20 protein-coding genes are annotated in these 25455 nt (G+C 44.8%); 5 read left to right on the forward strand and 15 right to left on the reverse strand.

From position 1 onward, the window contains the following. Positions 1-8 precede the first annotated feature (8 nt). Positions 9-608: a Yip1 family protein gene (locus OZ660_RS12455; RefSeq protein WP_159626200.1), complete on the forward strand. Its 600-nt coding sequence runs from the start codon at positions 9-11 to the stop codon at positions 606-608. A 126-nt stretch (positions 609-734) separates the two neighbouring features. On the opposite strand, the gene purF is transcribed toward OZ660_RS12455, so the two are convergent. The 11 genes from purF to OZ660_RS12510 all read right to left on the reverse strand — a co-directional run bounded on the left by purF (position 735) and on the right by OZ660_RS12510 (position 15513). Beyond that, positions 735-2261 (reverse strand): amidophosphoribosyltransferase, encoded by a 1527-nt coding sequence (purF, locus tag OZ660_RS12460; RefSeq protein ID WP_159626202.1) that lies wholly within the window; start codon positions 2259-2261, stop codon positions 735-737. 14 nt (positions 2262-2275) lie between these two features. After that, positions 2276-2764 carry a CvpA family protein gene (locus OZ660_RS12465; protein ID WP_159626204.1) on the reverse strand — a complete coding sequence of 163 codons (489 nt, stop codon included), beginning with the start codon at positions 2762-2764 and terminating at the stop codon, positions 2276-2278. 151 nt (positions 2765-2915) lie between these two features. Continuing rightward, positions 2916-3524, reverse strand: a complete 609-nt coding sequence (locus tag OZ660_RS12470; protein ID WP_274741129.1) for an SPOR domain-containing protein — start codon at positions 3522-3524, stop codon at positions 2916-2918. A gap of 48 nt (positions 3525-3572) precedes the next feature. Further along, positions 3573-4868, reverse strand: a complete 1296-nt coding sequence (folC, locus tag OZ660_RS12475) for a bifunctional tetrahydrofolate synthase/dihydrofolate synthase (RefSeq protein WP_226432586.1) — start codon at positions 4866-4868, stop codon at positions 3573-3575. After that, on the reverse strand, positions 4868-5713 hold the full coding sequence (gene accD, locus OZ660_RS12480) for an acetyl-CoA carboxylase, carboxyltransferase subunit beta (protein ID WP_159626210.1): 846 nt from the start codon (positions 5711-5713) through the stop codon (positions 4868-4870). The genes folC and accD overlap by 1 nt, the downstream gene beginning before the upstream one ends. Before the next feature lie 362 nt (positions 5714-6075). Further along, on the reverse strand, positions 6076-6888 hold the full coding sequence (locus OZ660_RS12485; RefSeq protein ID WP_274741130.1) for a substrate-binding periplasmic protein: 813 nt from the start codon (positions 6886-6888) through the stop codon (positions 6076-6078). A 175-nt stretch (positions 6889-7063) separates the two neighbouring features. Next, a complete protein-coding gene (truA, locus tag OZ660_RS12490) occupies positions 7064-7855 on the reverse strand; it encodes a tRNA pseudouridine(38-40) synthase TruA (protein ID WP_202261872.1) in 792 nt (263 codons plus the stop codon). Between the two features lie 60 nt (positions 7856-7915). Further along, positions 7916-11938, reverse strand: a complete 4023-nt coding sequence (locus tag OZ660_RS12495) for a FimV/HubP family polar landmark protein (RefSeq protein WP_274741131.1) — start codon at positions 11936-11938, stop codon at positions 7916-7918. Positions 11939-12336: 398 nt separating this feature from the next. After that, complete coding sequence (locus OZ660_RS12500; protein WP_226433362.1) at positions 12337-13353, reverse strand: aspartate-semialdehyde dehydrogenase; 1017 nt, start codon at positions 13351-13353, stop codon at positions 12337-12339. 127 nt (positions 13354-13480) lie between these two features. Beyond that, the gene (locus OZ660_RS12505; RefSeq protein WP_274741132.1) at positions 13481-14686 is read right to left on the reverse strand and encodes a 4-phosphoerythronate dehydrogenase; all 1206 of its coding nucleotides are present in this window, start codon (positions 14684-14686) and stop codon (positions 13481-13483) included. Positions 14687-14757: 71 nt separating this feature from the next. Next, on the reverse strand, positions 14758-15513 hold the full coding sequence (locus OZ660_RS12510; RefSeq protein WP_159626221.1) for a class II aldolase/adducin family protein: 756 nt from the start codon (positions 15511-15513) through the stop codon (positions 14758-14760). A gap of 102 nt (positions 15514-15615) precedes the next feature. On the opposite strand from OZ660_RS12510, the gene OZ660_RS12515 reads away from it, so the two are divergent. Continuing rightward, entirely contained in the window at positions 15616-16305 is a 690-nt protein-coding gene (locus OZ660_RS12515) for a Crp/Fnr family transcriptional regulator (RefSeq protein ID WP_159626223.1), read from the forward strand. Positions 16306-16417: 112 nt separating this feature from the next. Here the strand turns inward: OZ660_RS12515 and fabB are convergent, their stop codons facing one another. After that, complete coding sequence (gene fabB, locus OZ660_RS12520) at positions 16418-17632, reverse strand: beta-ketoacyl-ACP synthase I (RefSeq protein WP_274741133.1); 1215 nt, start codon at positions 17630-17632, stop codon at positions 16418-16420. Positions 17633-18102: 470 nt separating this feature from the next. Here fabB and OZ660_RS12525 point away from each other — a divergent pair, with 470 nt between their 5' ends. Next, a complete protein-coding gene (locus OZ660_RS12525; protein ID WP_446698983.1) occupies positions 18103-19179 on the forward strand; it encodes a Kelch repeat-containing protein in 1077 nt (358 codons plus the stop codon). Between the two features lie 33 nt (positions 19180-19212). Then, entirely contained in the window at positions 19213-21258 is a 2046-nt protein-coding gene (gene mnmC / locus OZ660_RS12530) for a bifunctional tRNA (5-methylaminomethyl-2-thiouridine)(34)-methyltransferase MnmD/FAD-dependent 5-carboxymethylaminomethyl-2-thiouridine(34) oxidoreductase MnmC (protein WP_274741135.1), read from the forward strand. A 5-nt stretch (positions 21259-21263) separates the two neighbouring features. Here mnmC and OZ660_RS12535 read toward each other — a convergent pair whose 3' ends face one another. The 3 genes from OZ660_RS12535 to OZ660_RS12545 form a co-directional block, all read right to left on the reverse strand. Further along, positions 21264-21935 (reverse strand): FlgO family outer membrane protein, encoded by a 672-nt coding sequence (locus OZ660_RS12535; RefSeq protein WP_442859706.1) that lies wholly within the window; start codon positions 21933-21935, stop codon positions 21264-21266. Positions 21936-22002: 67 nt separating this feature from the next. Next, positions 22003-22767 carry a FlgO family outer membrane protein gene (locus OZ660_RS12540; RefSeq protein WP_202261879.1) on the reverse strand — a complete coding sequence of 255 codons (765 nt, stop codon included), beginning with the start codon at positions 22765-22767 and terminating at the stop codon, positions 22003-22005. Positions 22768-22770: 3 nt separating this feature from the next. After that, on the reverse strand, positions 22771-23337 hold the full coding sequence (locus OZ660_RS12545) for a FlgO family outer membrane protein (protein WP_319003226.1): 567 nt from the start codon (positions 23335-23337) through the stop codon (positions 22771-22773). A 457-nt stretch (positions 23338-23794) separates the two neighbouring features. On the opposite strand from OZ660_RS12545, the gene OZ660_RS12550 reads away from it, so the two are divergent. Further along, entirely contained in the window at positions 23795-25279 is a 1485-nt protein-coding gene (locus tag OZ660_RS12550; protein ID WP_274741136.1) for an ATP-binding cassette domain-containing protein, read from the forward strand. The last annotated feature ends 176 nt before the right edge of the window (positions 25280-25455 follow it).

The raw sequence follows: 25455 nt of genomic DNA on the forward strand, positions 1-25455 counted from the left end.
AGGATTTTATGATTTTAAACCATTTGATTGGTATCTATACTCACCCTAAAGAAGAGTGGCAAACTATAGATATCAAACATGAAACCTATTTCTACGCGCTAACTCATATCGCTTTCATTGCCCTGATCCCGTCATTGGTTGCCTATTACTCTAGTGCTCATACCGGCTGGAGCATTGGCGCAGGCGATGTAATAAGACTGAGCGAAACAAGCGCCGTCATGATGGGTGTAGGTATGTACTTTGGGCTTGTTGCTGGTGTGATTGCACTTGCTGTACTGATACACGAACTTGCGAAAGCGTTTGAAGCGTCTCCCACCTATACGCAATCGCTTGAACTGGCCGCGTATACTGCAACACCTTTATTTATGGTGGGGTTTGCCGGACTTTACCCTGAACTTTGGGTTGTAATGACAGCGCTACTTGTTGGTATTAGCTACTCGGTTTATCTGCTTTATTCTGGTGTGCCTATTATGCTGCATATGCCAGAAGATAAGGGTTTTATTTATTCTAGTTCAGTAGTGACTTGCGGCTTGGTTCTACTTGTTATCCTTATGACAGGCTCTGTTTTAGTATGGGGCTTATACGGTGGTCCCGTTTTTGTTCACTAACATTAGGCTGTGTACGTTTGCTGTGCATTTTTGCAGCTAAGGTCAATACACTTAAGTACATAGCAATTAAACATAAAAAAAGCCGCTCTCGAAGCGGCTTTTTGTTTTAATCTGACTTATTACCTATTAATCGTCTGCAGCGCCAATGTTGTGAACATCAAGATTGCTCAATTCAGCCTGAACAACAGGTGCAGTGCGCGACTTCTCACCGCGAGACATATCGATACGCTCTAAGTACTCTTGATCGATATCCGCAGTAATGTAATTACCGTCAAATACAGATGTTTCAAATCGTTGGATAGATTCATTTTCTTCTCGAACCGCTTCAACTAAGTCTGAAATATCTTGGAAGATAAGACCATCGGCTTGAATAAGTTCTGCAATCTGGTCTATTTCTCGGCCATACGCAATGAGTTCGTTAGCCGATGGCATATCAATACCGTAAACATTCGGGAAACGAATCTCTGGTGCGGCTGAAGCAAAGTACACTTTCTTCGCGCCAGATTCACGTGCCATTTCTATAATCTGACCTGACGTTGTACCACGAACAATAGAGTCATCAACGAGTAGCACGCTCTTGCCCTTAAATTCTGACGATATCGCGTTCAACTTACGACGAACAGACTTTTTACGCATGGTTTGACCAGGCATGATAAAAGTACGACCAATATAGCGGTTCTTAACAAAGCCCTGACGGTATGGTAAATCAAGCGTATTGGCAATTTGAAGTGCTACATCCATCGACGTTTCTGGAATAGGAATCACAACATCAATATCTAAATCAGACCACTCGCGTTTAATTTTCTCACCGAGTTTACGGCCCATATTTACTCGTGAAGCATATACTGAAATGCCATCAATAAAGCTATCAGGACGAGCGAAATAAACGAACTCAAATATACATGGTGACGTTACCGGGTTCTCAGCACACTGACGCGTATGCAATTGACCCTCTTCGGTGATAAATACGGCTTCACCTGGCGCTACGTCTCGTACAAATTGGAAGCCTACCGCGTCGAGTGCCACGCTTTCTGATGCTACCATCCACTCTTCACCAAGCTCTGTCATACGCTTACCTAGCGCAAGTGGGCGAATGCCGTGGGGGTCACGAAACGCTACAATGCCCTGACCGATAATAGCTGCTACAACAGCATATGCGCCGCGAATTTTTTTGTGAACTTTGGTAACGACTTCAAAGATGTGCTCAGCGCTTACGCTAAGGCCCGCTACTTGCTGAAGCTCATGAGCAAGAATATTTAGCAGTAACTCAGAATCTGAGGTGGTATTAATATGACGACGAGCAATGCGAAATACTTCTTCTTGCAGCTCATGTGCATTAGTTAAGTTTCCGTTGTGCGCGAAAGCAATACCAAACGGTGAGTTAACGTAAAAAGGCTGCGCCTCTGCCGAGCTCGACGTACCCGCTGTTGGATAGCGAACGTGACCAATGCCCATATTACCAGAGAGCCTTTTCATATGACGCGTATGGAAAACATCTCGAACCAAACCATTTGCTTTACGCAAATTAAACATATTTTGGTCGATAGTCATTATGCCTGCAGCATCCTGTCCACGGTGTTGAATAACCGTTAGACCGTCGTACAGAGACTGAGCTACGGGCGTTTTACCAACTATTCCGACAATACCACACATGTGCGTTACCTATTTCAAGCGGGATTTAAGAAACTGGAGGAGTCTTTCACATAGCTGAAAAACCACTCAATAATGACACCAAATTCAGGTATGAGTACCGACGCTTGCCACCAAGCAGCGGAAGCCGCGCCAGTAAAGGTGTCCATAAAAAAGAGCAATGCACTGACTATTAATACGCCGCGCAATGCACCGAAAACTATACCGAGCGCTCGGTCTGTGCCTGACAGGCCAGTGGCTTGAACCAACTGGCTTATTGCAAAGTTGATCATGCCACCAAGTATAAGTGTAGTGACAAACAATGCCGCAATAGCTGCGCCATTTTTTAAATAGGGATCGTCAATGGCTGTAAAGTAGATTGCGAGATCAGCGTAGAAGTTGCTTGAAATGAAGAGTGCAGCGAACCATACCACTAAAGAAATGGCTTCTTTAACAAACCCTCTTATTAGGCTTATTAAGGTAGATACCGCAATGATACCCAGTATGGAAAAGTCTACCCAGTTCATCGTCTCTTTGTTGCGTTAGTGCTGCTTAAAAAATAAAAGCAACGAGCCTTTGGCGAGATGGCGCGCATTCTAACAGAAGCTAAAAATATTACTAGTGCGTAATAAATTTGTGTTGCCTTCGTACTTATAAAAAAGGAGCGAAAACGCTCCTTTATTCCACTTTAAAGGTCGTTACTTTACCTTTAAGGCCAGTAAGCTCTTTTAGGTGTGGAAGTGCGGCATCCAGTTTTTGTTTTTCCAAGTCTGGGCCAACAAATACTTTATTAAGTGGGCCTGAACTGGTTTGAATTTTACGGCTAAACGCTCGATAACCGGCTTTTTCGAGTTTCGCCAACAGCACTTTTACGTTTTTCTCGTGCCTAAAACTACCAAGCTGTATTACCCACCCTGCATCATCAGCCGCTTCGCTTTTTGCCTCTACAACGGTTTGACTAGCAAGGTTATCTTTTTCCTCTCGTTGAGCGACAGCTGCTGTTGAAGTATCTTCTACCGAGGTCTCTTTCGGCGTTTTCGAAGTTAACACATCATCGAGCGCAGGCTCGTCTTCAATTTCCACAGCGGGTACCGCCGCTTTAGCGACACGCTCACTCGGAAATGGTTCAGGCTCAACGATAGGCTTCTTAGGCGGATTGGCAGGCACTGAAACAAATGGCTCTCTGTTCGTTTGTTTCTTGCCATCAAGAAAGTCTGGTAAAAAAATAACGGCAAGGGCGACCACAATAATGGTCCCAACCAGTCTATTCTTTAATGCCGATGTCACTATTCTCTCCTGCTTGAAATGCGTTACTACTCATTTATGAGTATCTGATTACTCTGCGTCAAGCACGTCTGCTACGGTAACAAATGAACCAAACACTAAAACGAGTTCACCGTCTTGATAATCTGCAAGCGCGCGCTGATAAGCTGTTTTTACGTCGTCGTAAGTCGCTATATTCTCTATACTTGTGCCTGCATTAACAAGTGCATTTTCAAGAACTTCAGCTTTACACCCTCTAGGGCCAGATGTAGTAGCGGTATACCACGTTGCATTTAATGCACTTAATGGTGCCAAGGTCTGTGCAATAGACTTATCTTTTAGCATGCCAACAACAACGCGAATTTTATTAACGTCATAGCGCGAAAGCCATGCTTTCATCGCTTCAGTTGCCTGCGGGTTGTGCGCAACATCAACCACCACTAACGGATTAGTACTGATAGTCTGCTGACGCCCAGGCATCGTTGTGTTCGACAATATTTCGCTTAACACCTCAGATTCAGGTAGCGCGTCAAGGTGCTCTAGCGCCGCCAATGCGGTGCTGGCATTTTGCAATGGTATACGTGGATAAGGTAAATCTGTAAATTCGTTCCGCTTACCTTTCCAAGACCACGATTGATTATCATCTGCCACTACAGCACTGAAATCTTGTGTTGCCCATAGGGCATTAACAGAAAGCTCATTTGCCACATCGTAAAGTGACGAAGGAGGGAACAGTTCGCCGATGATAGCGCTCCCCTGTTTGCGCATAATACCTGCTTTTTCACGGGCAATTTTTTCGCGCGTATTACCCAACCAATCTTGGTGATCAAGGTCGATAGTGGTAATCACGGCAAGGTCAGCATCAATGATGTTAGTGGCATCTAACCTTCCACCCAAACCTACTTCTAAAATAGCAACGTCAACACCCCACTGCTGCATCATCTTCATTGCCGCTAAAGTGCCGAACTCGAAATAGGTCAAAGTAATATCACCACGTGACGCTTCCACAAACTCAAAGGCTTCAACAAACGCCTTTTCTGACGCAAGTTCACCGTTGTGTCTAACGCGCTCACGGTAATCTGTTAGATGAGGAGAGCTGTAAACCGCAACTTGTTTGCCTTGACGCAGAAATACTTGCTCAAGTAAACGACACGTAGTGCCTTTACCATTTGTACCGGCAACGGTAATGACCAAAGATTCGTTTAGGTCGAGTGACATGGCATTTGCCACCGCTTTCACTCTGTCTAACCCCATATCGATGGCATTAGGATGAATAGATTCGAGGTAAGATAGCCATTGGCTCAGACTCTTAGGGGATAGTGCAGGCGCACTTTCTGAGCCAATGGTAGTAGTATTTTTGTTATTCACTAATTCTTATTATGTAACTTAACCAACAGGCTATGTAATCTATCACGCATTTCTCTGCGGTCAACAATCATATCTATTGCGCCCTTTTCTACTAAGAATTCGCTACGCTGAAAGCCCTCTGGTAGTTTTTCACGAACAGTTTGCTCAATAACACGAGGACCTGCGAAGCCAATAAGAGCTTTAGGCTCTGCCACATTGACGTCACCTAGCATTGCAAGGCTCGCTGAAACACCGCCCATTGTAGGGTCAGTTAACACCGAGATATAAGGTAGTCCTTTCTTGCTCATCTTCGCCAAAGCAGCTGATGTTTTTGCCATTTGCATCAAAGACATAAGCGCTTCTTGCATACGCGCACCACCACTTGCTGAAAAACAAATAAGCGGCGTGTTGTTTTCAAGGCACGCATTGACTGCAGCCACAAAGCGAGCGCCAACTACAGACGCCATTGAACCGCCCATGAAAGCAAATTCGAAGCACGCCACAACGACAGGCATACCTTTAAGTTTACCTTGCATAACAACAAGCGCATCTTTTTCATTTGTTAGCTTTTGTGCAGCTACAATACGGTCTTTATAACGCTTAGAGTCTTTAAATTTAAGAATATCTTGCGGTTCGTGTTCAGCGCCTAATTCAACGCGATCACCATCATCCAAAAATGCGTCGATGCGGCGACGCGCAGTAATACGCATATGGTGGTCGCACTTAGGGCAAACCTCCTGAAGCTTTTCCAACTCGCTCTTATACAAAACCGCCTGACAAGAACCACACTTTGTCCAGATACCTTCTGGCACATTGCCCTTGGTCGATGTTTGCGTACGCGGAAGAATCTTTTGAATCCAGCTCATGGAAATTGAATCCTTTGTTTTTGGTTACTCGCCATTGTTTTTGATATTTGTTCACATGACGGCCAGTCACACATTAATTTTTTAAGTTTCATACTGAATTACCAAGAAAAAAGTCGTAATTCAGTAGAACAGCTACCTAATATAGCGCGCTATTAGACCACAATACAACGAAATGGAAAAAACAAAACTGGTCTAAGAAGTTAGGACAGACCAAAGCGTGTTGATCTTTGCAGTACACTTTTTGTCCACGCCAAGCGAGTATCAGGCAATGAACGACTTAGGTGGCTTGGTTGTTCCAAATTAGCAACGGGTAAAACCGCATGAGGCTCGCAGCAATGATAGCAAAATACCGCATTACTACATTACGCTGGACATTTATGCTTGGGGAATCGATGGATACCCGAATGCCGGTTGATAGACTCTTGAAGCGCACCACTATCAGTAAAATTTTTCAGCTCTAATTTGATAATGTCGCGAAGCGCTGCAAGCTCAGGGCGTATAACAAACACCAGGTCGACATCGCTAATGACATTTGATGATTGGTAAAAGGCTGTGTCGCAAAATTGCTCCTCAAACATAATCGACAACGCGTTCTGCTCGCTCATAATTGTAAAATCACACCTTCCGCGAGCCAACATCATGGCCATGGTGGTTTGACTGTTCGAGTTTACTCTGACTAATCCGCCACTATTTTTGTAAAAGAACTCTTGCAGTACCGGATAAATAAATCCATAGCGCGTGCAAATACTGGCATTTGGATTATCAGCGGGCACAAAAGGCCCATAAAACGCCGACGTTGAATACATATAACTAGCATGCTTCATGAAGGTATCGCTAAGCACAAATGATTCGGGATTATTAAGCCACTCAACAGCAGATAAAAAGACATCCGCCTCGCCTTGCAGCAAGAAGTTTTCGCTGCGCACTCGGTTTGAATCTAAATACGACACAACGTAGTCGCCGCGTGCCTCTACAAACGAAAAGAAGTCTACAACTACGCCGCGATAGCTCTGTGAAAGCTTGTCATAAAAAAGGTATGGTGGTGAACCCGGTGCATTTATGGCAAAACGCACTTGAGTTGGAGAGGCTACAGAATGAGTAATCAGAGCGCAAAAAACTGACAGGCTCGCTATAAAAAGCGCTCCCTGCTTAAGGCATGCTTTCACTGTTACCATATTCGACTTCCCTAAACAAAAACCTCATAGCATTCAATTAACCCTATATCTTAAATATAGAAAACAACTTCGTGTTATCAAATAAAAGAGTGGTTAAATTGCAGTATTTTCGTTAAAACGTCGCAAACGGCCCGAAAGTGGAATAAGTTCAGACCGTGTTTCTCAACATGCTTCGCTATAGGTCAGGCAAGAATAAAGGACCTAATGGCGGCTTTGGCAAGCCATAAGTGTCGGGATAGGTTACATCTACCAAGTACAGACCATTTGGTTTGGCAGTCGCGGCCGATTGACTGCGATCTTTTAGGCTTAAAAGGTATGCAATCCAATCCACACCTTGCTCCCCCGCACCAATTTCTACAAGAGCGCCAGTAATGTTCCGTACCATGTGATGTAAGAAAGCATTGGCACGTATGTCGATAACAACATAACGCCCTTGGCGATATACACTCACGTCAGTTACGTTTCGAAATGGCGTATTACTTTGACAAAGTGCCGCCCTAAATGAAGTAAAATCTTGCTCGCCTAGAAGTGCTTGAGCCGCTTCATGCATTTTTGCTTCATCAAGCGGGCGATGAATGTGGGTGACGCCATGATGCAAAATAGCAGGTCGCATCTTCGAATTGTGTATCACGTAACGATAGCGTCGATGTGTGGCAGAGAAACGGGCATGAAAATCTTCAGGCACGACCTTTGCCCACGTTACCGCTACCGAGTCAGGAAGATTAGCGTTTACGCCTAATGTCCATGCTCGTTCATTTCTGGGCGCATCGCAGTTAAAGTGAACGACTTGTCCTGTCGCGTGAACACCCGCATCTGTACGACCAGCACACTGAACTTCTATAGGCTCGTTAGCTACTGTAGAAAGTGCTTTTTCTAGATGTTCTTGGACACTAGGTACTTCACGCTGACGTTGCCAGCCATAAACCGCAGCGCCATCGTATTCTATGCCTAAGGCAATTCGCCCCATCTCTGTGATACCTCTATGCTAAAAGGCGCTAAGTGTAGTCATGTCACACCCAACATGCAATTAGCGAATAGATTTCAATATCGATTCCGCCTCTGCTTTCTGCTCATCGCTACCTTCAACCATAACCTCTTCAAGCAGCTCTTTTGCAGCGTCTACATCATCCATTTCGATATAGGCACGAGCAAGATCTAAATTGGCGTTTTGGCCAGCATCCTTGTCGATATCAATAACCGTATCTTCGTCAGTAACTCCCGTGAACTCAGACAAACTGACGTCTAAGTCGAGTTCTTGGCTATCTGGGTCAATGGTGTCGTCTCCGTCATCCATAAGCGCCTCGACATCAAGAAAATCTTCAGGCGGTGTTAGTTCATCGCTAGAAGCATCGTTACTGCCATCATTTAAAAGCGCCGCCAAATCCAAATCAGGGTTATCCAGTTGAAGCGACTCCTCTTTGGCAACGTCGCTTGCAGCACTTGAAGGTACAGAGTCATTGTGCTCATCGTCTGAATCTTTATGCTCAGTATCATCTAGGGTTGCTTCGTCTAGAGGGGCATCGTCTTCTTCCAACGAAAACGTGTCTTCTAGCTCATCTTCATCGCCTAACTCAAAAAATGATTCTAGGTCGTCATCTTCTAGTTCAAAGTCGTCGTCTTGTGCAAAGGAAGATTCGTCGTTATCTGAGGCATCTGCAACAGTTGTTTCTTCTTCCAATTCCTCAGCGTCATCAAGTTCAAATACATCATCATCGGCTTCGTCGGCTTCGTCAGAGTTTGTATTTTCTTCACTTGATTGTTCGCTTTCAGAGACAGGTTCTAGCTCACTTGTATCTACAGGTTCTTCAGACTCTAAACTCTGTAAAAGTTCATCAAATTCAGCGCTGTCCAAATCATTGAGGATTGCGTGACTGTCGTTCCCCTCATCATCACTGCTCGATAACCAGTCATCTAAACCAGGAACATCGTCCAACTCGTCGATATCTGATTCTTCGTTGGCCTTAGTTTGATTTTCTTCGCTTTGGCTTTCAGATGCGTCAACCCCGTCGACTTCCTGCTCTAATTCAAAGTTGTCTACGTCATCAAAGGCTTCGTCGAGAATGCTGTCATCAAAATCGTCATCGGACTGAGATTGTGCTTCAGACGGCTGCGCGTCTGTATCTACTTCACCAAACGATGGAATATCGTCCATCATTTGTTGATCGAAATCCTCAATGGCATCATCCAACGGATCGGAAGAAGGGTCTTCTGCTTCTGCTTCTGCTTCTGCTTCTGCTTCTGCTTCTGCTTCTGCTTCTGCTTCTGCTTCTGCTTCTGCTTCTGCTTCTGCTTCTGCTTCTGCTTCTGCTTCTGCTTCTGCTTCTGCTTCTGCTTCTGCTTCTGCTTCTGCTTCTGCTTCTGCTTCTGCTTCTGCTTCTGCTTCTGCTTCTGCTTCTGCTTCTGCTTCTGCTTCTGCTTCTGCTTCTGCTTCTGCTTCTGCTTCTGCTTCTGCTTCTGCTTCTGCTTCTTCTGCTTCTGCTTCTGCTTCTGCTTCTGCTTCTGCTTCTGCTTCTGCTTCTGCTTCTGCTTCTGCTTCTGCTTCTGCTTCTGCTTCTGCTTCTGCTTCTGCTTCTGCAAGAGCGTCATCTAGAGTACTTTCGATGTCAAGATTTTCTTCATCTAAATCAGCATCTTGCTCAACATTTTCTTGTGCTAGCTCATCATCATCACTAGGCGAAGCATCATTGATATCGTCGACTTGATCTATTTCTGACTCGTTTTCGATTTCCGCCTCAAGCTCCGATAGCAGCTCGTCTGCTAATAAATCAGCGTCGGTTGCGGAGTCGTTTTCCTCAGCTTCCAGCTCAGCAAGAAGCTCATCAGTAAGGGGATCACTGAAGTCTTCTTCATCTTGAAGTTCGTTGGTTTCTTGTATTGATTCAGGCTCTTCTGGCTCTACTTCTAAATCAGCTTCAAGTTCAGCTAATAATTCGTCGGTAAACGGATCTTCAAAATCTTCACTTGATTCAATTTCGCTAGACGGTTCGCTGTCCTCAGCTTCTTCAACAGCAGCTAGTTCTTCATCTACTTCGCTAGCACTATCAAAGGATTCACTTTCATCTTCAGCTTGCAACTCAGCAATAAGATCATCAGATAACGGGTCAGAAAAATCAGCTACGCCATCAATGTCTTCGCCAACATCGATGTCATCCAAATCATCGGTAATGTCATCTAAGCTTTGAATAGACTGTGGCGAAGGTGATGGTGTTGTTGTAATTTCATCTTCTATTTCGTCGTCTTCAGCGAACTCGTCGCCTAAACCACCCATCATTTCAATTTGCTCTATTTCATTAAGCAAATCGTCTGTGATCTTGTTTATTTCTTTATTTTGCTGGTTAATTTCGTCGTCGAGTTTTTCCAGCATTTCTTCATTGATGAGATCATCATTGCTGTCGAGTTCGTCAGTTAACCCAGCATCTACGCCGTGTTCTTCTAATAAATCGTCAATACTGATTTCTGGCGTATCATCATCATCTTCTACCGCAGGCAAGCTAGGAGAAGTATCCTCAGTATCTTCCGACGACACATCTTCACTTTCTTCTTCAGCATCATCAAGAGATGCACCGGCCAACAGAGCATCTATATCATCGTCATCAAAATTATCGTCGGATGCACCAATATCTTCATTTGTGCCCAGCGTCTCTTCATTATCACTTTCAGCGTCGCCCTGACTTTGAACATCGTCGAGTAAGTCGTCAATATCAAAATCATCATCTGAAACTTCGTCTGGTGTTTGTTCGCTCGTTTCACTATCTGTGGTGTCTTCAGTTTCTTCAAAAACATCATCATCGCCAGATAAATCGAAACCTTCGAGGTCATCAGTTTCACCCTCGCTCAGTACCTTATCAGACAGGTCGTCATCGTCGAAAAGGCTATCTAATTCATTTTGGTCCAGTTCATCAGCACCCTCTTCGAAAAGATCATCTGTGCCTTCGTCTGGCACCAGCATGTCATCTTCAAGATCGGCAAATGTGTCTAATTCGTCATCAAGAGTATCTTCCAGATCAGAAGTGAGTACGTCATCTAGAAGATCATCATCGTTAAACAAATCATCATCTGACAATTCCGTTTGCTCACCCAAATCTGGTGCTAGCGCGCTAGAGAGGTCTCCAATATCTTCATCAGGAACCGGTACGTCGTCAGTAGTCGAGGTAATAGGCGGTGTAGTTACTGGTGCTTCTTCAGTGCTGCTATTGCGCTTTAATAGCCAAGTAATTAGACCACCCACTAAAAGTAACGTGAGAACGCCCGTGCCTATAATTAGACTCATTGGGCTGGTTAATGCGTTTAAAATGGAGTCCTGCTTTTCAGCTTCTCTCTGCGCTTGTTCGGCTCTGATCATATCGAGCAGTTCTTGCTGAAGCGCTACTTGCATGTCCAGTTGAGACTTAACATCACCTTCAACTTGACCGCGCAAGGTCTCAAGCTCACCGTTTACGGCTTCAACGCGCTCGTATAGGCGTCTATTTTCATCCAGTATGGCTTGCACGTTTTCAAGTGACGCCGCAAATTGCATGCGAAGTTCATCGAACTGGCGCGTCTGCTCTTCATCTAAACGTGTAATTTTCTGTTCGATATCGCTTTGGGTCTGTGTAAGGTCATTTTGATTGACCAGCGGTGAAGCTGGCTTAATATTTCTTACACTGCTACCAGGTTTGTTGAGAAGCTCCGCAAACGCTCTATCATCTTGCTCTGCACGCATTTGCGCTTTTTGTTTATCAATACGCGCGATATAGCGCTCTGAGGGAAGTTTGAGAACCGCGCCATCAACGAGCAAATTGAGGTTGCCATTTTCAAAGGCATTTGGATTGAGTTCATAGATAGCGGTCATAACCTGATAAACAGACAGGTTATTATTTTGGCGGTAACGCTCCGCTATGCGCCATAAGGTATCGCTAGAGTCTATTGGACCATATTCCAATCCAGAATATTGATTACTGGCGTCTTTGGGGCCCTTTAATAGCGTGGAACGCTCCTGTGCATCGACAGAAACGATAGGGGCAGACAAACAAAGTGTAAGTAAAAGTAAGCCCGTCAAATGCAATTTCATAGCAGTCCTATATGCCCTCAAGCGTCTTTACCGCTTGTGACGTCGAAGCGGATTTTGAGCCAATCTTTATTATGATAACTTTATTGGCTTTTATTTTTGTTCTTAAATCACCCGCATTCCTAACATTTTGCGGTGACAATTGTGGTCAGTGCAACACGTACGCGATACGTGTTCTTTTGTTGTTTTTAAACTAGATAAACCACTGACCTCTGGTTATTTTTTCAAATACCACAAGCAATAAAACAATAGCGTTACACAAACTATAAACCAGTTGTGGTAGGCAATCTAGTTTGTGTCATCGATTTACGCTTTTCGCCAACTATCATTTCTATCGGCAAGCACAGAAAAATGTTTACTTTTTCTGTGCTTACCGCATTCAATACCAACAGCTGTTTTGCTTACAAATAGTCGCGTATAAGCGTTTCTGCTATTTGAATACTGTTTGTTGCCGCCCCTTTTCGGATATTGTCAGAAACAACCCAAAGGTTAAGGCCACAAGGATGCGTAATGTCATTTCGAATTCTGCCAACATGAACTATGTCATTACCACTTGCGTTACCAACTTGCGTAGGGAATTGCTCATTGCCTTCGTACACTGTCACTCCAGGCGCATTGGCAAGTAACTCTTTGACCTGTTGCGCATCTATGGGTGAACGCGTTTCTAGGTGTATAGCCTCTGCGTGACCGTAAAAAACAGGTACTCTTACCGCTGTTGCATTAACTAAAATACTTTGGTCACCCATTATTTTCTGTGTTTCCCACAACATTTTCATTTCTTCTTTAGTGTAATCGTTGTCTTGGAAAACATCGATTTGTGGGATAGCGTTAAATGCAATTTGGCGCGTGAATGCTTCTGCTTTAACTTCACGTGCATTCAGTAAGCCAGCGGTTTGTTTCGCGAGTTCTTCCATCGCCTCTTTGCCTGCACCTGATACAGATTGATACGTGCACACATTGATACGATCAATACCTACTGCGTCTTGAATAGGCTTTAATGCAACCAACATTTGAATAGTCGAACAATTTGGGTTTGCAATAATATTTCGATTGCGAAAATCGGCCAGCGCATGAGCATTAACTTCGGGTACAACCAACGGAATGTCTGGCTCATATCTAAAGTGAGAAGTATTGTCGATAACAATACACCCTTCGTCTGCGGCAAGTGGCGCAAACTTTTCGGATATACTGCCGCCAGCTGAGAAAAAACCAAACTGAACAAGTGACCAGTCAAACTCATCGGCGTCTAACACTTCAATGTCTTCACCTTTAAACGAAACGGTGCTCCCTGCTGAACGTTTACTGGCAAGCGGATACAGCTTATTAACTGGAAAATCGCGCTCTTCTAATAGTTCAATCATGGTTTGCCCCACTAAACCAGTGGCGCCAAGTACCGCGACGTCAAACGCTTGTGACATAATGTTTTGTGCTCCTAATTAAAAAAATGAGAATACATTGCTTTTAAACTTCTCATCTATGGTTGTATTACTTCTTAAAGATTCAAGTAGCGAGTAAATTTACTGTGCCAACCTTTCACAGCCTATCTTACTGCTCCAATATTTTGTCTGCGTGTTTGATAGTAAAGCCCAACTGCCTTAAAGTTTGCGCTATCTCAGTGCTAACTTCTTGCGTTGTATGCAACGTGTATGCACTACACTCTCTTCGAATTCGATATTGTTTACGAAGTTGCGCAAACCTATCGCCGACATCAGCTTCACTTAATTTGCCACTTCCCCCTTTTTTGGGAAGTAGTGTCTCTCGCGTTTTAGCATCATCTATCGCCACATCGTAGACCTTCAGAAAAATTGTGGCTAAATCATCATATGAAAGAGAACGTGCTTGTGGTTGTTTAAGCGTTATCTTAATGGGTTGTGTTGGCGAGAGAAAATCGCTTAATCGCTTTTCTACAGACTTTCCCAGTACCTCGCAAATCTGTTCGTAGATCATTTGCGTGCCACGCACTTTACCTTCAACAGAATGACCTGCAATATGAGGCGTCACAAACCACGCGTGTTCAAAAAACGCGGTGTTAATGTTCGGTTCATTGTCAAATACATCGAGCACAACAGTTGGCGCATTGTTGCCGTTTAGCTTTGTGACTAAAGCATTTTCGTCGATTACTTCACCGCGGCATGCGTTTATGAGTAGTTGATTTGCATTTAACTGCTCAAGAAAAGCGTTATCTATAAGCGTTTCTGTGGCGTAAGGCCCGCTCTTTATAAATGGCACGTGCAGCGAAATAACGTCGCACTGTGCAATTTCACCCATTGATACAAAATCGCGTGAGTCGCCTGACTTGGCAAGCGGCGGGTCGCACAACTTATAGTTGATATTAAGTGTTTTCAGGATGGCCGAAAGCGCACTCCCCACATTACCTGCGCCCACTATGCCAACCGTCACATCGGCCAGTGATATTTTTTGGCTTTTGTGTGCATGTAATAATACGCTCAATACGTATTCGGCAACCGCTACTGCATTACACCCCGCGGCTGAGCTATGCGTAATGCCTGCTTTATCAAGAAATGTTTTATCCAAATGATTAGTGCCCGCTGTAGCAGTGGTCACAAACTTGAGTTTATTTGCATACTGAAGTAGCTGAGGTGCGACTTTTGTTGTCGAGCGCAACGCTAAGATATCAATATCGCTTAGCATCTCTGGCTGCAATGATTGCCACGCATAAGTGGTTACCTCAGCAAGGTCGTTGAGGTAATCACTACCAAATGGAATAGTATCTTCGAGGAGTATTTTCATGGCGCTAAGTGTACCGCAACTTACGCGATGAGTAACCTAGCGCCAATCAGATTGTTTAAAATTAGACAGTGTTATTGATCAAAGCCAGGAAAGCGGCGTTCAAGACGACGCTTGATACCCGGCCACGCCAACGCACCACCGGCCTGTTTTGTTACCTCAGAAGCTTGTGCTTGAATGCCTTGCAGTATTGCAGAATGAATTGGAATAAGTGGCTGACCAGTCGCTTGTGCTTTCAGTTGGATTTCACATGCGCGCTGTAAAATAAACATAAACAAAAATGCATCGGCAATATTATCAGCACAGGTTAGTAGGCCATGATTTCGCAAAATCATAAACTGAGTATCACCTAAATCTCTTACCAAGCGCGCTTTTTCTTCAGGATTCAGCGCTACGCCTTCATAGGCATGGTACGAAAGCGATGCAAGAGGGAACAAAGACTGTTGGGAATAGGGTTGCAAACCATCTTCTAAGATGGAGACAGCAACGCCTTCTGCCGTGTGTAAGTGCAGCACACACTTGGCGTCATCCCTTGCCTCGTGCACGGCGCTGTGAATTGTAAAACCCGCAGGATTAATGTCAAACTCACTGTCCATCACCTTGTTGCCATTTAGGTCTACTTTTACCAAGCTTGAGGCAGTTACTTCGTCGAACATCATGCCGTAGGGGTTAATCAGAAAGTGATGTTCAGGCCCAGGAATACGGGCTGAAATATGTGTAAAAATGAGATCGTCCCAGCCATACATGGCTACGGCACGATAACATGCGGCAAGATCGACTCGTGTTTGCCATTCCTGTTCACTAACTTGCGACTTTACAGACTGTGTCATAACCCACTCCACTTTTATCATTTAACATCAATTATGAAGCTACAATACGCGTTACAACTACTATACACTGTCGGATATCCGACAATGTAATGAATTTGTTAAATGAGCAACTATAAAGAAATCCTTGCCAGTTCCATCTGGTTTAGTGACATACCAGAAAAATTGCAACAAGCCATGTTTGACAACATGCGAATAAAGCACCTTAAAGCGGGCCAACAATTGCACGCAAAAGGCGAACAAGGCGTGGGCTTTTACGGTGTTTGCGAAGGACGACTTAGGGTTGTTTCGGTTGGCATAGATGGAAGAGAAATGCTGTTTGCGCTATTGGGGCCAGGCACGTGGTTTGGTGAAATATCCATGTTTGATGATCTTCCTCGCACCCATGATAACTTTTGCGAGACCGACTGTACCGTAGCGATAATTCAAAAGAAGCCCTTCAAGGCCTTGTTGGAAAAACACCCTGAATTATACCCACATTTCACACGTTTACTCTGCACACGGGTGCGCAGTGCATTTCAATTTATCGACTCAAGTGCTGGATTGAGTTTAAAGCACCAGCTAGTGAAACGCTTACTTATGCTAACTACCAGCTACGGTCAGCACTTGCCGCGGCATGACACCATTACACTCACGCTTTCCCAAGAATCTCTCGCGCAGATGATCAATAGTAGTCGTCAGACAGTGAACCAGCTTCTGGGTGAGCTTCAGGAAGAGGGACTTCTTAAGCGTCATTATGGGAAACTCACCATTCCTGATCCTGACCTCCTGTTTCGCCAGTATCAATTTATATAACGCTCTAGTACAACTAACACAAAAAAAGCGCGAAATGCAGAAGCATTGCGCGCTTTTAGTTTCAATGTATGACTATATAGACAAACATCGTTGTCTACCTAATCAGGCATCGCTAGCCCTTGTATTTTTGCATTACTAACGTTGCGTTAGTACCACCAAAACCGAAGCTATTAGACATAATAGTGTTTAATTCAGCATCGCGTGCTTCAGTTACAATATCCAAGCCTTGAGCCGCCTCATCTAATGTATCGATGTTAATCGATGGCGCGATAAAACTGTTTTCCATCATTAGCAGGCTATAAATTGCTTCGTTTACACCCGCAGCACCCAGTGCGTGGCCTGTTAGAGACTTAGTTGCACTAATTGGCACGCCTGATTGACCAAACACCTCTTGGATAGCAGCTAACTCTTTGACATCCCCCACAGGCGTTGATGTGCCGTGTGTGTTGAGGTAATCAATCGGGCCATTAACGTTTTGCATCGCCATTTGCATACAACGAATAGCGCCCTCACCCGACGGTGCTACCATGTCGTAACCGTCAGACGTTGCGCCATAGCCAACAACTTCACCATAGATTTTGGCACCGCGAGCTAATGCGTGCTCAAGCTCTTCAACGACAACCATACCGCCACCGCCAGAGCTGACAAATCCATCACGTGCTTCATCGTACGTACGAGACGCAACTGATGGGTTGTCGTTATACTTCGAGCTCAACGCACCCATCGCATCGAACTGGCTAGATAGCGACCAATGCAGTTCTTCACCGCCACCTGCAAATACAACGTCTTGCTTACCTAACTGAATAAGCTCTAAAGCGTTACCAATACAGTGTGCGCTTGTAGCACATGCTGAGGCAATAGAGTAATTAACGCCACGAATTTTAAACGGTGTTGCTAAGCAAGCCGACACGGTTGACGCCATGCAGCGAGGCACCATATATGGGCCAACACGTTTAACGCCTTTTTCGCGAAGAATGTCAGCTGATAACACTTGGTTTTCAGAGGACGCACCACCAGAACCTGCAATAATACCAGTCCGCTCGTTAGAAATATCTTTTTCTTCTAAGCCTGAGTCTGCGATAGCTTGTTGCATTGCAACATAAGCATAGCCTGCCGCATCCCCCATAAAGCGCATTGCTTTACGATCGATGTGGTCTTTCAAATCAATATTAATATCGCCCCAAACTTGGCTTCTTAGGCCCATTTCGGCGAACTGTTCTGAAAATGTAATACCAGACTTGCCCGCTTTTAGTGAAGCGAGTACGTCTTCTTTATTTACGCCGATGCTTGATACAATGCCAAGACCGGTGATGACTGCTCTTCTCATAGTTTACCCTTTGCGTTAGTGCGGCTTATGGTAACGATTTTGAATCATAAAGTGGTCTGCTTAGCGCATATCTCAAAATGCGTTTCCACTAAATCATTGCACAACGGCAATTTATATAATTATTTCAACTCAGCGTACACGTGTAAGCAAACAAAATCAATGACCCCAAAGTGTGCTTGGACCACCCACTATTTGGTGCAATAGCACAACGCTTTTTTGGCATATGTGATGTCATGGAGATGCCGTTTGAGAAAACGCGCCATAAGGCAAAATACGCTTTTGCCGACTTTCCCAAGCAAACATGCTTAATGATCGCTACAATGCCCCCTTTATTATCCAAACATTGTGATACCTAATTAGAGAAAGCAGCGAAAAATATGCCAACTACTTTCAATACACAAAAACAGTACGCTCATTTTCCCCGCCGCCTTCGCATCATCGCTATCGCTTTGCTTGCCTGTGTCACAGCCATGAGCGTGCAATCAGAGGCCATGAGCGCAAGTGCTAATGAAACAAGCGTAGTTACAGAGAAAGCGAATGCCGCGCATTCTTCTATAACACTCCCCTCTTTACCCGAGGGCACATCTAACAATGCGGTGGCAACGTTAAATATTGATGACACCGTGTATTTGTTTAGCTTTATGGGCTTGAGTAATGGAAAAACTCACAACGATGTTCATAACAACGCATGGCAGATAGAGATAGTTAATGGCGATGTTGGTCAATGGCAAGCACTACCTGGCGTACCGTCCAGCTTGCCGCTTAAAGGGCGATTAGCGTCCGTTGCCGTTGGTGTTAATGATGCGGTTTACATTTTTGGTGGCTACACAGTAGCGGAAGATCACACTGAAATAAGCACACCGGATGTGTACAAATACAGTCCTGTCGAGAAGAAATATACACTGTTACCCCCTATGCCAATTCCTGTGGATGACGCCGTTGCCCTTGTGTACCAATCTCGCTACGTGTATTTGATTTCTGGTTGGCACAATGACGGCAACGTAAACTTAGTGCAAGTATTCGATACGCAAACCAATACGTGGCATCAAGCTAGTCCATTTTTAGGTAAACCTGTGTTCGGTCACGCTGGCGGCCTAGTTCAAAATACTATGCTTGTATGCGACGGCGTAGCCGTGCTCCCAAACGAAGATAAGCGTCGTTCTTTTCACGCAGAAACAGCCTGTTATAAGGGCGTTATCGATACTGCCAACCATTTAAAAATAGACTGGAGGATTGTTCAGCACCCAACAGGAACAGCTCGGTATCGCATGGCAAGTGCAGGTGATACGGAGTCGAACCGTATACTTTTCGTTGGCGGCTCTAACAATCCTTACAACTATAACGGCATCGGGTATAACGGCAAACCATCCGAGCCCAGTGCTGATATTTGGGTATATAATATCGCTACCGGTAAATGGTCTATCACGACTTCCCCAACACCGACGATGGATCACCGAGGACTCATCCAAATTAAAGGCCGATGGGTTACCATTGGCGGTATGATGAGTGGTCAAACGGTGTCACAGCGCGTTATAGCGCATTGGTAGTGAAAAGTTGAGCTAAGCGGAGAACCAGAAAAATTGAAATCTAAGCACGCACAGGTACATTTTAATGACAGCGGTACACCTGTGGCCGATCATTTTGACGATGTTTATTTTTCCAATGACAGTGGTATAGATGAAACTCAACACGTTTTCGTTGATGGTAACGACCTTAAAACGCGTTGGCAAAACTGGACTGAATACACGTTTGTTATTGCAGAAACGGGGTTTGGGACAGGCTTAAATTTTTTAGTTGCGATGCACGAATTTCAAAAGTTTCGAGAAGCAAATCCGAGTCACCCTCTAAAGCGCCTCGTATTCTTAACAACCGAAAAGTACCCTCTTCCGCAGTCAGATATGCAACGAGCATTAGCAGCATTTCCCGCGCTACTTAGTGAAGCCACTGCGTTAGCTGATGTGTATCCCATGGGTCTAGAAGGCTGTCACCGACTTCAGTTCGATACATTTTCGACCACACTGGATTTGTGGATTGGCGATGTTCACACGCTTCTACCCCAGTGGCACTCTCCTCGAAACGGATTGGTGGATGCATGGTTTCTAGATGGCTTCGCGCCAAGTAAGAACCCTGATATGTGGACTGACGCCTTGTTCAGTCAAATGGCTCGATTATCAAAAACAGGCACCACGTTTGGCACTTTTACTGCAGCGGGTATCGTAAAAAGAGGTTTAGCAAATGTAGGGTTCACCATCGCAAAAAGGAACGGGTTTGGGCGCAAGCGCGATATGTTAACCGGTGTTTTCAGTGAGGTGAGCGAAAACGTTCCCCATAAGCTTCGGCAGCCCCAAGGGCCTTTTTATCGCTACGGCAACACAACGTTAACAACAGAAAGTTCCGTGATTGTTGTAGGCTCTGGGCTAGCCGCTGCAAGTGTATGTTTATCGCTTGCCAACCGAGGTATTGCGACAACCTTGTATTTTGAAGAGGCAGAATTGGCCGCGGGCGCCTCCGGCAATCCACAAGGCGGCTTCTACCCTCAGTTACATGGTGAAGCAAGCATTGCCAGCCGAATTCAAGCCCATAGTTTTTTATATGCCAAGCAGTGTTATGAACACATAGTCCAAGAATACCCGCAGGTAGCACATGAATTTTGTGGCGTTATTCAGCTTAGCTTCAACGATAAGGTAGCCGAGCGTCAAAATAAGCTCGCAGATTCAGACGTGTGGCCCGAAGACTTGGTAGCAAAGATTGACAGCAACACGGTTAGTGAAATAGCCAATATCGCGCTTCCATACTCAGGTTTATTAATAAAAGAAGGTGGTTGGCTGTCTCCCCCGCATCTCGTTGATGCCATGGTACGCCAAGCTAAAAAGACGGGTAATCTCACGATTAAAGCAGGACATCGCTATGTGGGTCACAGCGTAGTCGACAACCCCAAAAGCGTTACAGAAAGCGTTAATGCACATTTTATTCATGACACGAGTGAAACCACACAAAGCGCTAGCCACATAATATTAGCTCCAGGTGCTGGCGCGGTTGGTTTATCCGAGTTTGATAGCTTATCGCTTAGACCAGTTCGCGGCCAGGTTGAAGCCATACCGACGCAAGCCCCCATTGCATCACTACAAACAGTGCTTTGTCACAAAGGCTATATGACGCCTAGCTTAAATGAACGACATGCCCTTGGCTCAACCTATGTTAAAAATGATATGGCAACAGATGTACGTGGTGAAGAAACCGATACAAATTTGGCTACCCACTCCCAAGCACTAGCCAACACAGACATTGTCGGCCAACTCAAACATGACGGCATGGCAAGGGCAGCTACGCGATTAGGCTCACCGGATCATCAGCCTGTGGTGGGTGCACTTCATGACTTTACACTATTGAAAGCACATTACAGCGATCTCGGTGTCGGTAGACCTTTGGAAACAGTACCCACACTGCCTGCTAGCGCAGTATCTGCATTAACGTGCTTGGGGTCACGAGGATTGACCACTGCACCCTTGATGGCTGAAGTATTAGTCAGTAGCTTGTGTAATCAACCCCTTCCAATGAGCAACGACTTGCTAAATGCGGTTAATACCAGCCGCTTTATGACTCGAGAGGCTATTCGCGGTATTTAGACGAATTAAGGCGTGCGTACGCTGGCCATTTTGTTCAGGTCCATTACGATAAAAGCGGGTATATAAACATCGGCACTCGCCACCACCTGTTTATTTTCAAGTGACACAATGCGTGCGTTAACTCGCACGCCCCTGTCATCTTCGATAATAGTTCCTGTAACCACATGGTCCATTTCTACTTGCTTTGCAAGCGCTTTTCCACTGCGCGTAAGTACAAAATCCCCCACTGGCGTAACGGTAATTCCACCGGCCAGCTTGAAGTCGACAATGGCTAACCCAAAATCTTGTAGTTCAGCAATTAAGTACTCTGATAGTTGATTACCAAGCACAGTACTTTCATTAAGCGAATGATTTAGACGCACAAAACTGGCGACCCCGACCATATCTTGATGGGTCAGTCGCGTTGCATTATCCATTAATTTCATTGCCAGCTGAGACGCATAATCGTTCAGCCTTTTATGGGTTTGTGAAGGGAAAAAGCCTTGGTGTAGTGGATCTTTATAGCCAGGCTCCACCGCAACGTGTTGTTGATACTCGCGGTCTCTTGAATCTGGTGTGTACACTAAACCTGAACGCCTTGGCACTGGAACAGGCTCTGCGTCATGGGTAATTTCACCATCTTCACCAAGCCAAAAAGAGCCAATAGAATCTGTGCTTGTGCACCCGCTCAATGTCATCACAACTACGCCCGCTACCAAAAGTGAACACGCGCGTAATGGAAACTGTTTTAGCATGAGAGACCTCTTAACCTCGGCTTAGTTTTACACCGTCGCGCATACCATTTTGTTCACTGCCATCACTCGGTATGAGTGCATCTACAACATAAAATGGTACAAGCATTTGTGCACTAGCAACAACCGCGCGCGACTCCATGCCCAATATTCTCGCATTCACCAACACGCCACCTTGGTGCTTTGTCATTGTACCTGTTAGTACATACTCGATTGGAAGACTGCTGCTTAACTCCAAGTAATCTCGACTTAACACGAAGTCACCGTCTTCGGTAATACGAATGTACTCTGTCGCCTTGAAATCAATAACAGGCACACGAAACTTATGAAGTTCGTGAACAAACGATTCCGCCATTTGCCTGCCGAGCAAATCGGTTTTTTGTAAGTTGGTATCGAGTAACGCAAAATGTGTTACGCCGATAGGCGTTTTGTCATTAACATATTCCATGTTAGCAATGAGGTCTTGCGTCATGTTTTTCACATAATCGCCAATATGTTTGGTAAGCGGCCTGCCTTTATATGCCCCTTGAACGCTTGAATATAATGGTGGTTGCCCAATTGCGCCATACGCATCCATTCCCCTCACTTCTTGTTCATCTTCTGTCACTTGAGGTCTGCTCGGGGCACGATCTTGAGCGGTAACGTCTATCACATTCATTGCTGGACGCTGAGGTGCTTGCTCGGCTACCTGTTCTTCTTCCATCATCATCGAGCAACCACTTATCGTAAGTAGTGAAGCCGATAGCATGAGCCCTGCCAATTTATATTTAGTTGTCATGAATTACCTCATACTCTCGGTTCTGTATAACTTGCCGTTACGCGTGGTTACGCGCTCTTCTTGCCAAAACAATTCTGCTGGAAAAAAACGCGTGGCAGCGGCAACAATATCTTTGTTTCGCGCGTTGATAATACGTGCATTTACCACTGCACCAGATTCCTGATACACCATAGTGCCAGTAATATAAAAATCGACACGCTCAATGTTAGACAATCGTTCAATTTCACGCGTCAGTATTCTGTCACTTTCGTCACTAACAATAATATCGTCTGATAGCTTAAATTCTTGAGTAGAAAAACCCCGTTTTGTCGCCTCAGTAATCATGCCCTGCTCTAGTTGATGGCCAAGCAGCATCAGTGGATGCTGATGATTAGCATCAAATTTCATTGTATCAGCGGGAACAAAGCCCACTACTGCATAACGAGACTGGCGTGATGGGCCCGCATCAGCAAAAAGCTCATTGGCAAGCAAATAGGTATAATATTCAACGTTGCCAAGGGCATTTATCGTTGATGAATTAGTTTGAGCAAGTTGGCTTTGCGTTTCTTGTGAAGCAGTACACCCTGTCATCACACTTATCGCTGCGGCAATACCTGCTAACCACCTAACAGCGATAGTCAACGATTTCGAATTAGGTTTACACTGAGCGCCATTCATTTTTCGATTCCAAATACAGTCCGTCATTATTGAATGTGAAGTCACACAAAAATTCGGCTGACAGTTTTATGATAGTTGAAGTGCCATCAAACCGACGACGTGGGTCAAAAAATCACCCATACTTGTGTTATTACGCTCAACACTGCAATAATTGCACCACAAAGTAGTTTCTTAAGCTTAACCTACAGAAACGCTCCCATCGCAAAAGAGCTTTTCTAATTTTTTACAAAATGCGGAATAGGTTTGCCGCCTAAGCGCAATCCTTTTCCCATCCAAGCGCAGTGACTGTGACACACTTTTCGTTGCGCCATTGACAGCAGCATATTTTCACTCACAATGAGGCGACATATTAGCTTTCATTTATCATCGCATGCTATCGCTTTTTGAATTTGCTCTTTCGTTGCTTTCAGGGTTTAAAACACCCGCTTTCTCAATTGATATTCAGACCCCCTACGGTCACGAAAAGCCAACTCACTATATTGTAGCGGGCAGAAATGGGGCCGGAAAATCACTGTTATTATCTGCTATTGCTGGCGATGGTAAAACCGTAGCTGGAAAACGGGAGTTCGACTCAGAAGTAGCGCAAGTCTCGATAGCCGCACAACAAGCGTTGATCGAGGAAGAGAGACGAAAAGACAGCGCTGATATACTTGATGTTATAGCTACACCAACTAGAGTCAGAGAGCTTTTTACTCGCACTAATACGGACTATATCAACCACCCGCTTTTCAACACATTAGTCACAATACTTCGCATTGAACATTTGCTGGATGCCGAGTTTCTTGCATTATCGACTGGCGAGACACGCAAGGTTATTATCGTTATGGCATGGCTTAGTAATGCCAAACTGATCGTGCTCGATGAACCTTTCGAAGGACTAGATATTGATTCTGCAAAAGCGTTTAGTCAGTTTCTCATCTCTCAACAACAAGCCACACTTGTAATAACTGCCAACAAACTGAGCGATATTCCTCAGGGAATAATCGCCTATGTCATCGTTATGGAAAATCTCGCGGTGACGTGGCGTACTGAAAAAGCCATCAGTTTTGAGAGTATCATTGACGAGCTCAGCACATGGTTTGCATTAAGCAACGATGCGGTGTCGCTACCGCAGGCGCTGCTGTCTCATCAAATCACTACTTCAAATACAGTGGAAGACAAGGCGTCACCTCAGGTACTTATTTCCCTTAAAAAGGGCTATGTGAGATACGACGGCAGAACCATATTTGAAAATCTCGATTTTACGGTAACACAACATACCCACTGGCAAATTGTTGGTCCTAACGGCTCTGGTAAAACGTGTTTGCTACAAATGATAACAGGCGATAATCCTCATTGTTACACCAACGAACTGACCCTTTTCGGTATCAAACGAGGAACGGGTGAAAGCATTTGGGATATTAAGAAGCACATTGGCATAATGTCCAACGCGCTGCATATGCAATACAAGGTAAATGCAAACCTAGAACATGTGATACTTTCTGGTTTTTACGACAGTATTGGCCTTTACACAAAAGCAAGCCAAGAAGAGAAAACTTGCGCCGCAGAATGGCTGACCGTATTGGGTATGGAAGATAAGAAGCATACTCCATTTCAGTCGCTCTCTTTCGGCGACCAGCGGTTAGTGCTGCTCGCAAGAGCAATGGTTAAACACCCAACACTACTCATTCTCGATGAGCCGTGTAATGGACTAGATGAATTTAATCGGCAAAAAATACTTAAGTTCATCGATATAGTCGCTAACGCAAAAACAAGTACGGTGCTATATGTGACACATCACGAGGATGAGAGCCTACCAAGCATTCCCAACAGATTGAATATGCAAGACTACGGCCCGGTTCTCTCAACAGTCTGAGCAATTAACAAAGTGTTACGAATTTCTGTTGACCCTTTTAATACCTCCCTGCATTCTAAGTTAAGGTGCTCTCTTTTCTTATTTTGAATGTCAAAGAGCGCGCCACTCACACCGTATCCCATCTTTACACGCTCCGTTTGGTGTTTGGTCGGCAAGGATGTTGATGTGCACGGTAT

Source organism: Alteromonas sp. 009811495 (assembly GCF_028865455.1).
GTDB lineage: Bacteria > Pseudomonadota > Gammaproteobacteria > Enterobacterales > Alteromonadaceae > Alteromonas.

Coding starts and splice junctions, on each gene's coding strand:
- OZ660_RS12455 (WP_159626200.1), top strand. CDS start 9: ATGATTTTAAACCATTTGATTGGTATCTATACTCACCCTAAAGAAGAG.
- purF (WP_159626202.1), bottom strand. CDS start 2,261: ATGTGTGGTATTGTCGGAATAGTTGGTAAAACGCCCGTAGCTCAGTCT.
- OZ660_RS12465 (WP_159626204.1), bottom strand. CDS start 2,764: ATGAACTGGGTAGACTTTTCCATACTGGGTATCATTGCGGTATCTACC.
- accD (WP_159626210.1), bottom strand. CDS start 5,713: ATGAGCTGGATTCAAAAGATTCTTCCGCGTACGCAAACATCGACCAAG.
- OZ660_RS12485 (WP_274741130.1), bottom strand. CDS start 6,888: ATGGTAACAGTGAAAGCATGCCTTAAGCAGGGAGCGCTTTTTATAGCG.
- truA (WP_202261872.1), bottom strand. CDS start 7,855: ATGGGGCGAATTGCCTTAGGCATAGAATACGATGGCGCTGCGGTTTAT.
- OZ660_RS12495 (WP_274741131.1), bottom strand. CDS start 11,938: ATGAAATTGCATTTGACGGGCTTACTTTTACTTACACTTTGTTTGTCT.
- OZ660_RS12500 (WP_226433362.1), bottom strand. CDS start 13,353: ATGTCACAAGCGTTTGACGTCGCGGTACTTGGCGCCACTGGTTTAGTG.
- OZ660_RS12505 (WP_274741132.1), bottom strand. CDS start 14,686: ATGAAAATACTCCTCGAAGATACTATTCCATTTGGTAGTGATTACCTC.
- OZ660_RS12510 (WP_159626221.1), bottom strand. CDS start 15,513: ATGACACAGTCTGTAAAGTCGCAAGTTAGTGAACAGGAATGGCAAACA.
- OZ660_RS12515 (WP_159626223.1), top strand. CDS start 15,616: ATGAGCAACTATAAAGAAATCCTTGCCAGTTCCATCTGGTTTAGTGAC.
- fabB (WP_274741133.1), bottom strand. CDS start 17,632: ATGAGAAGAGCAGTCATCACCGGTCTTGGCATTGTATCAAGCATCGGC.
- OZ660_RS12525 (WP_446698983.1), top strand. CDS start 18,103: ATGAGCGTGCAATCAGAGGCCATGAGCGCAAGTGCTAATGAAACAAGC.
- OZ660_RS12535 (WP_442859706.1), bottom strand. CDS start 21,935: ATGACATTGAGCGGGTGCACAAGCACAGATTCTATTGGCTCTTTTTGG.
- OZ660_RS12540 (WP_202261879.1), bottom strand. CDS start 22,767: ATGACAACTAAATATAAATTGGCAGGGCTCATGCTATCGGCTTCACTA.
- OZ660_RS12545 (WP_319003226.1), bottom strand. CDS start 23,337: ATGACAGGGTGTACTGCTTCACAAGAAACGCAAAGCCAACTTGCTCAA.
- OZ660_RS12550 (WP_274741136.1), top strand. CDS start 23,795: ATGCTATCGCTTTTTGAATTTGCTCTTTCGTTGCTTTCAGGGTTTAAA.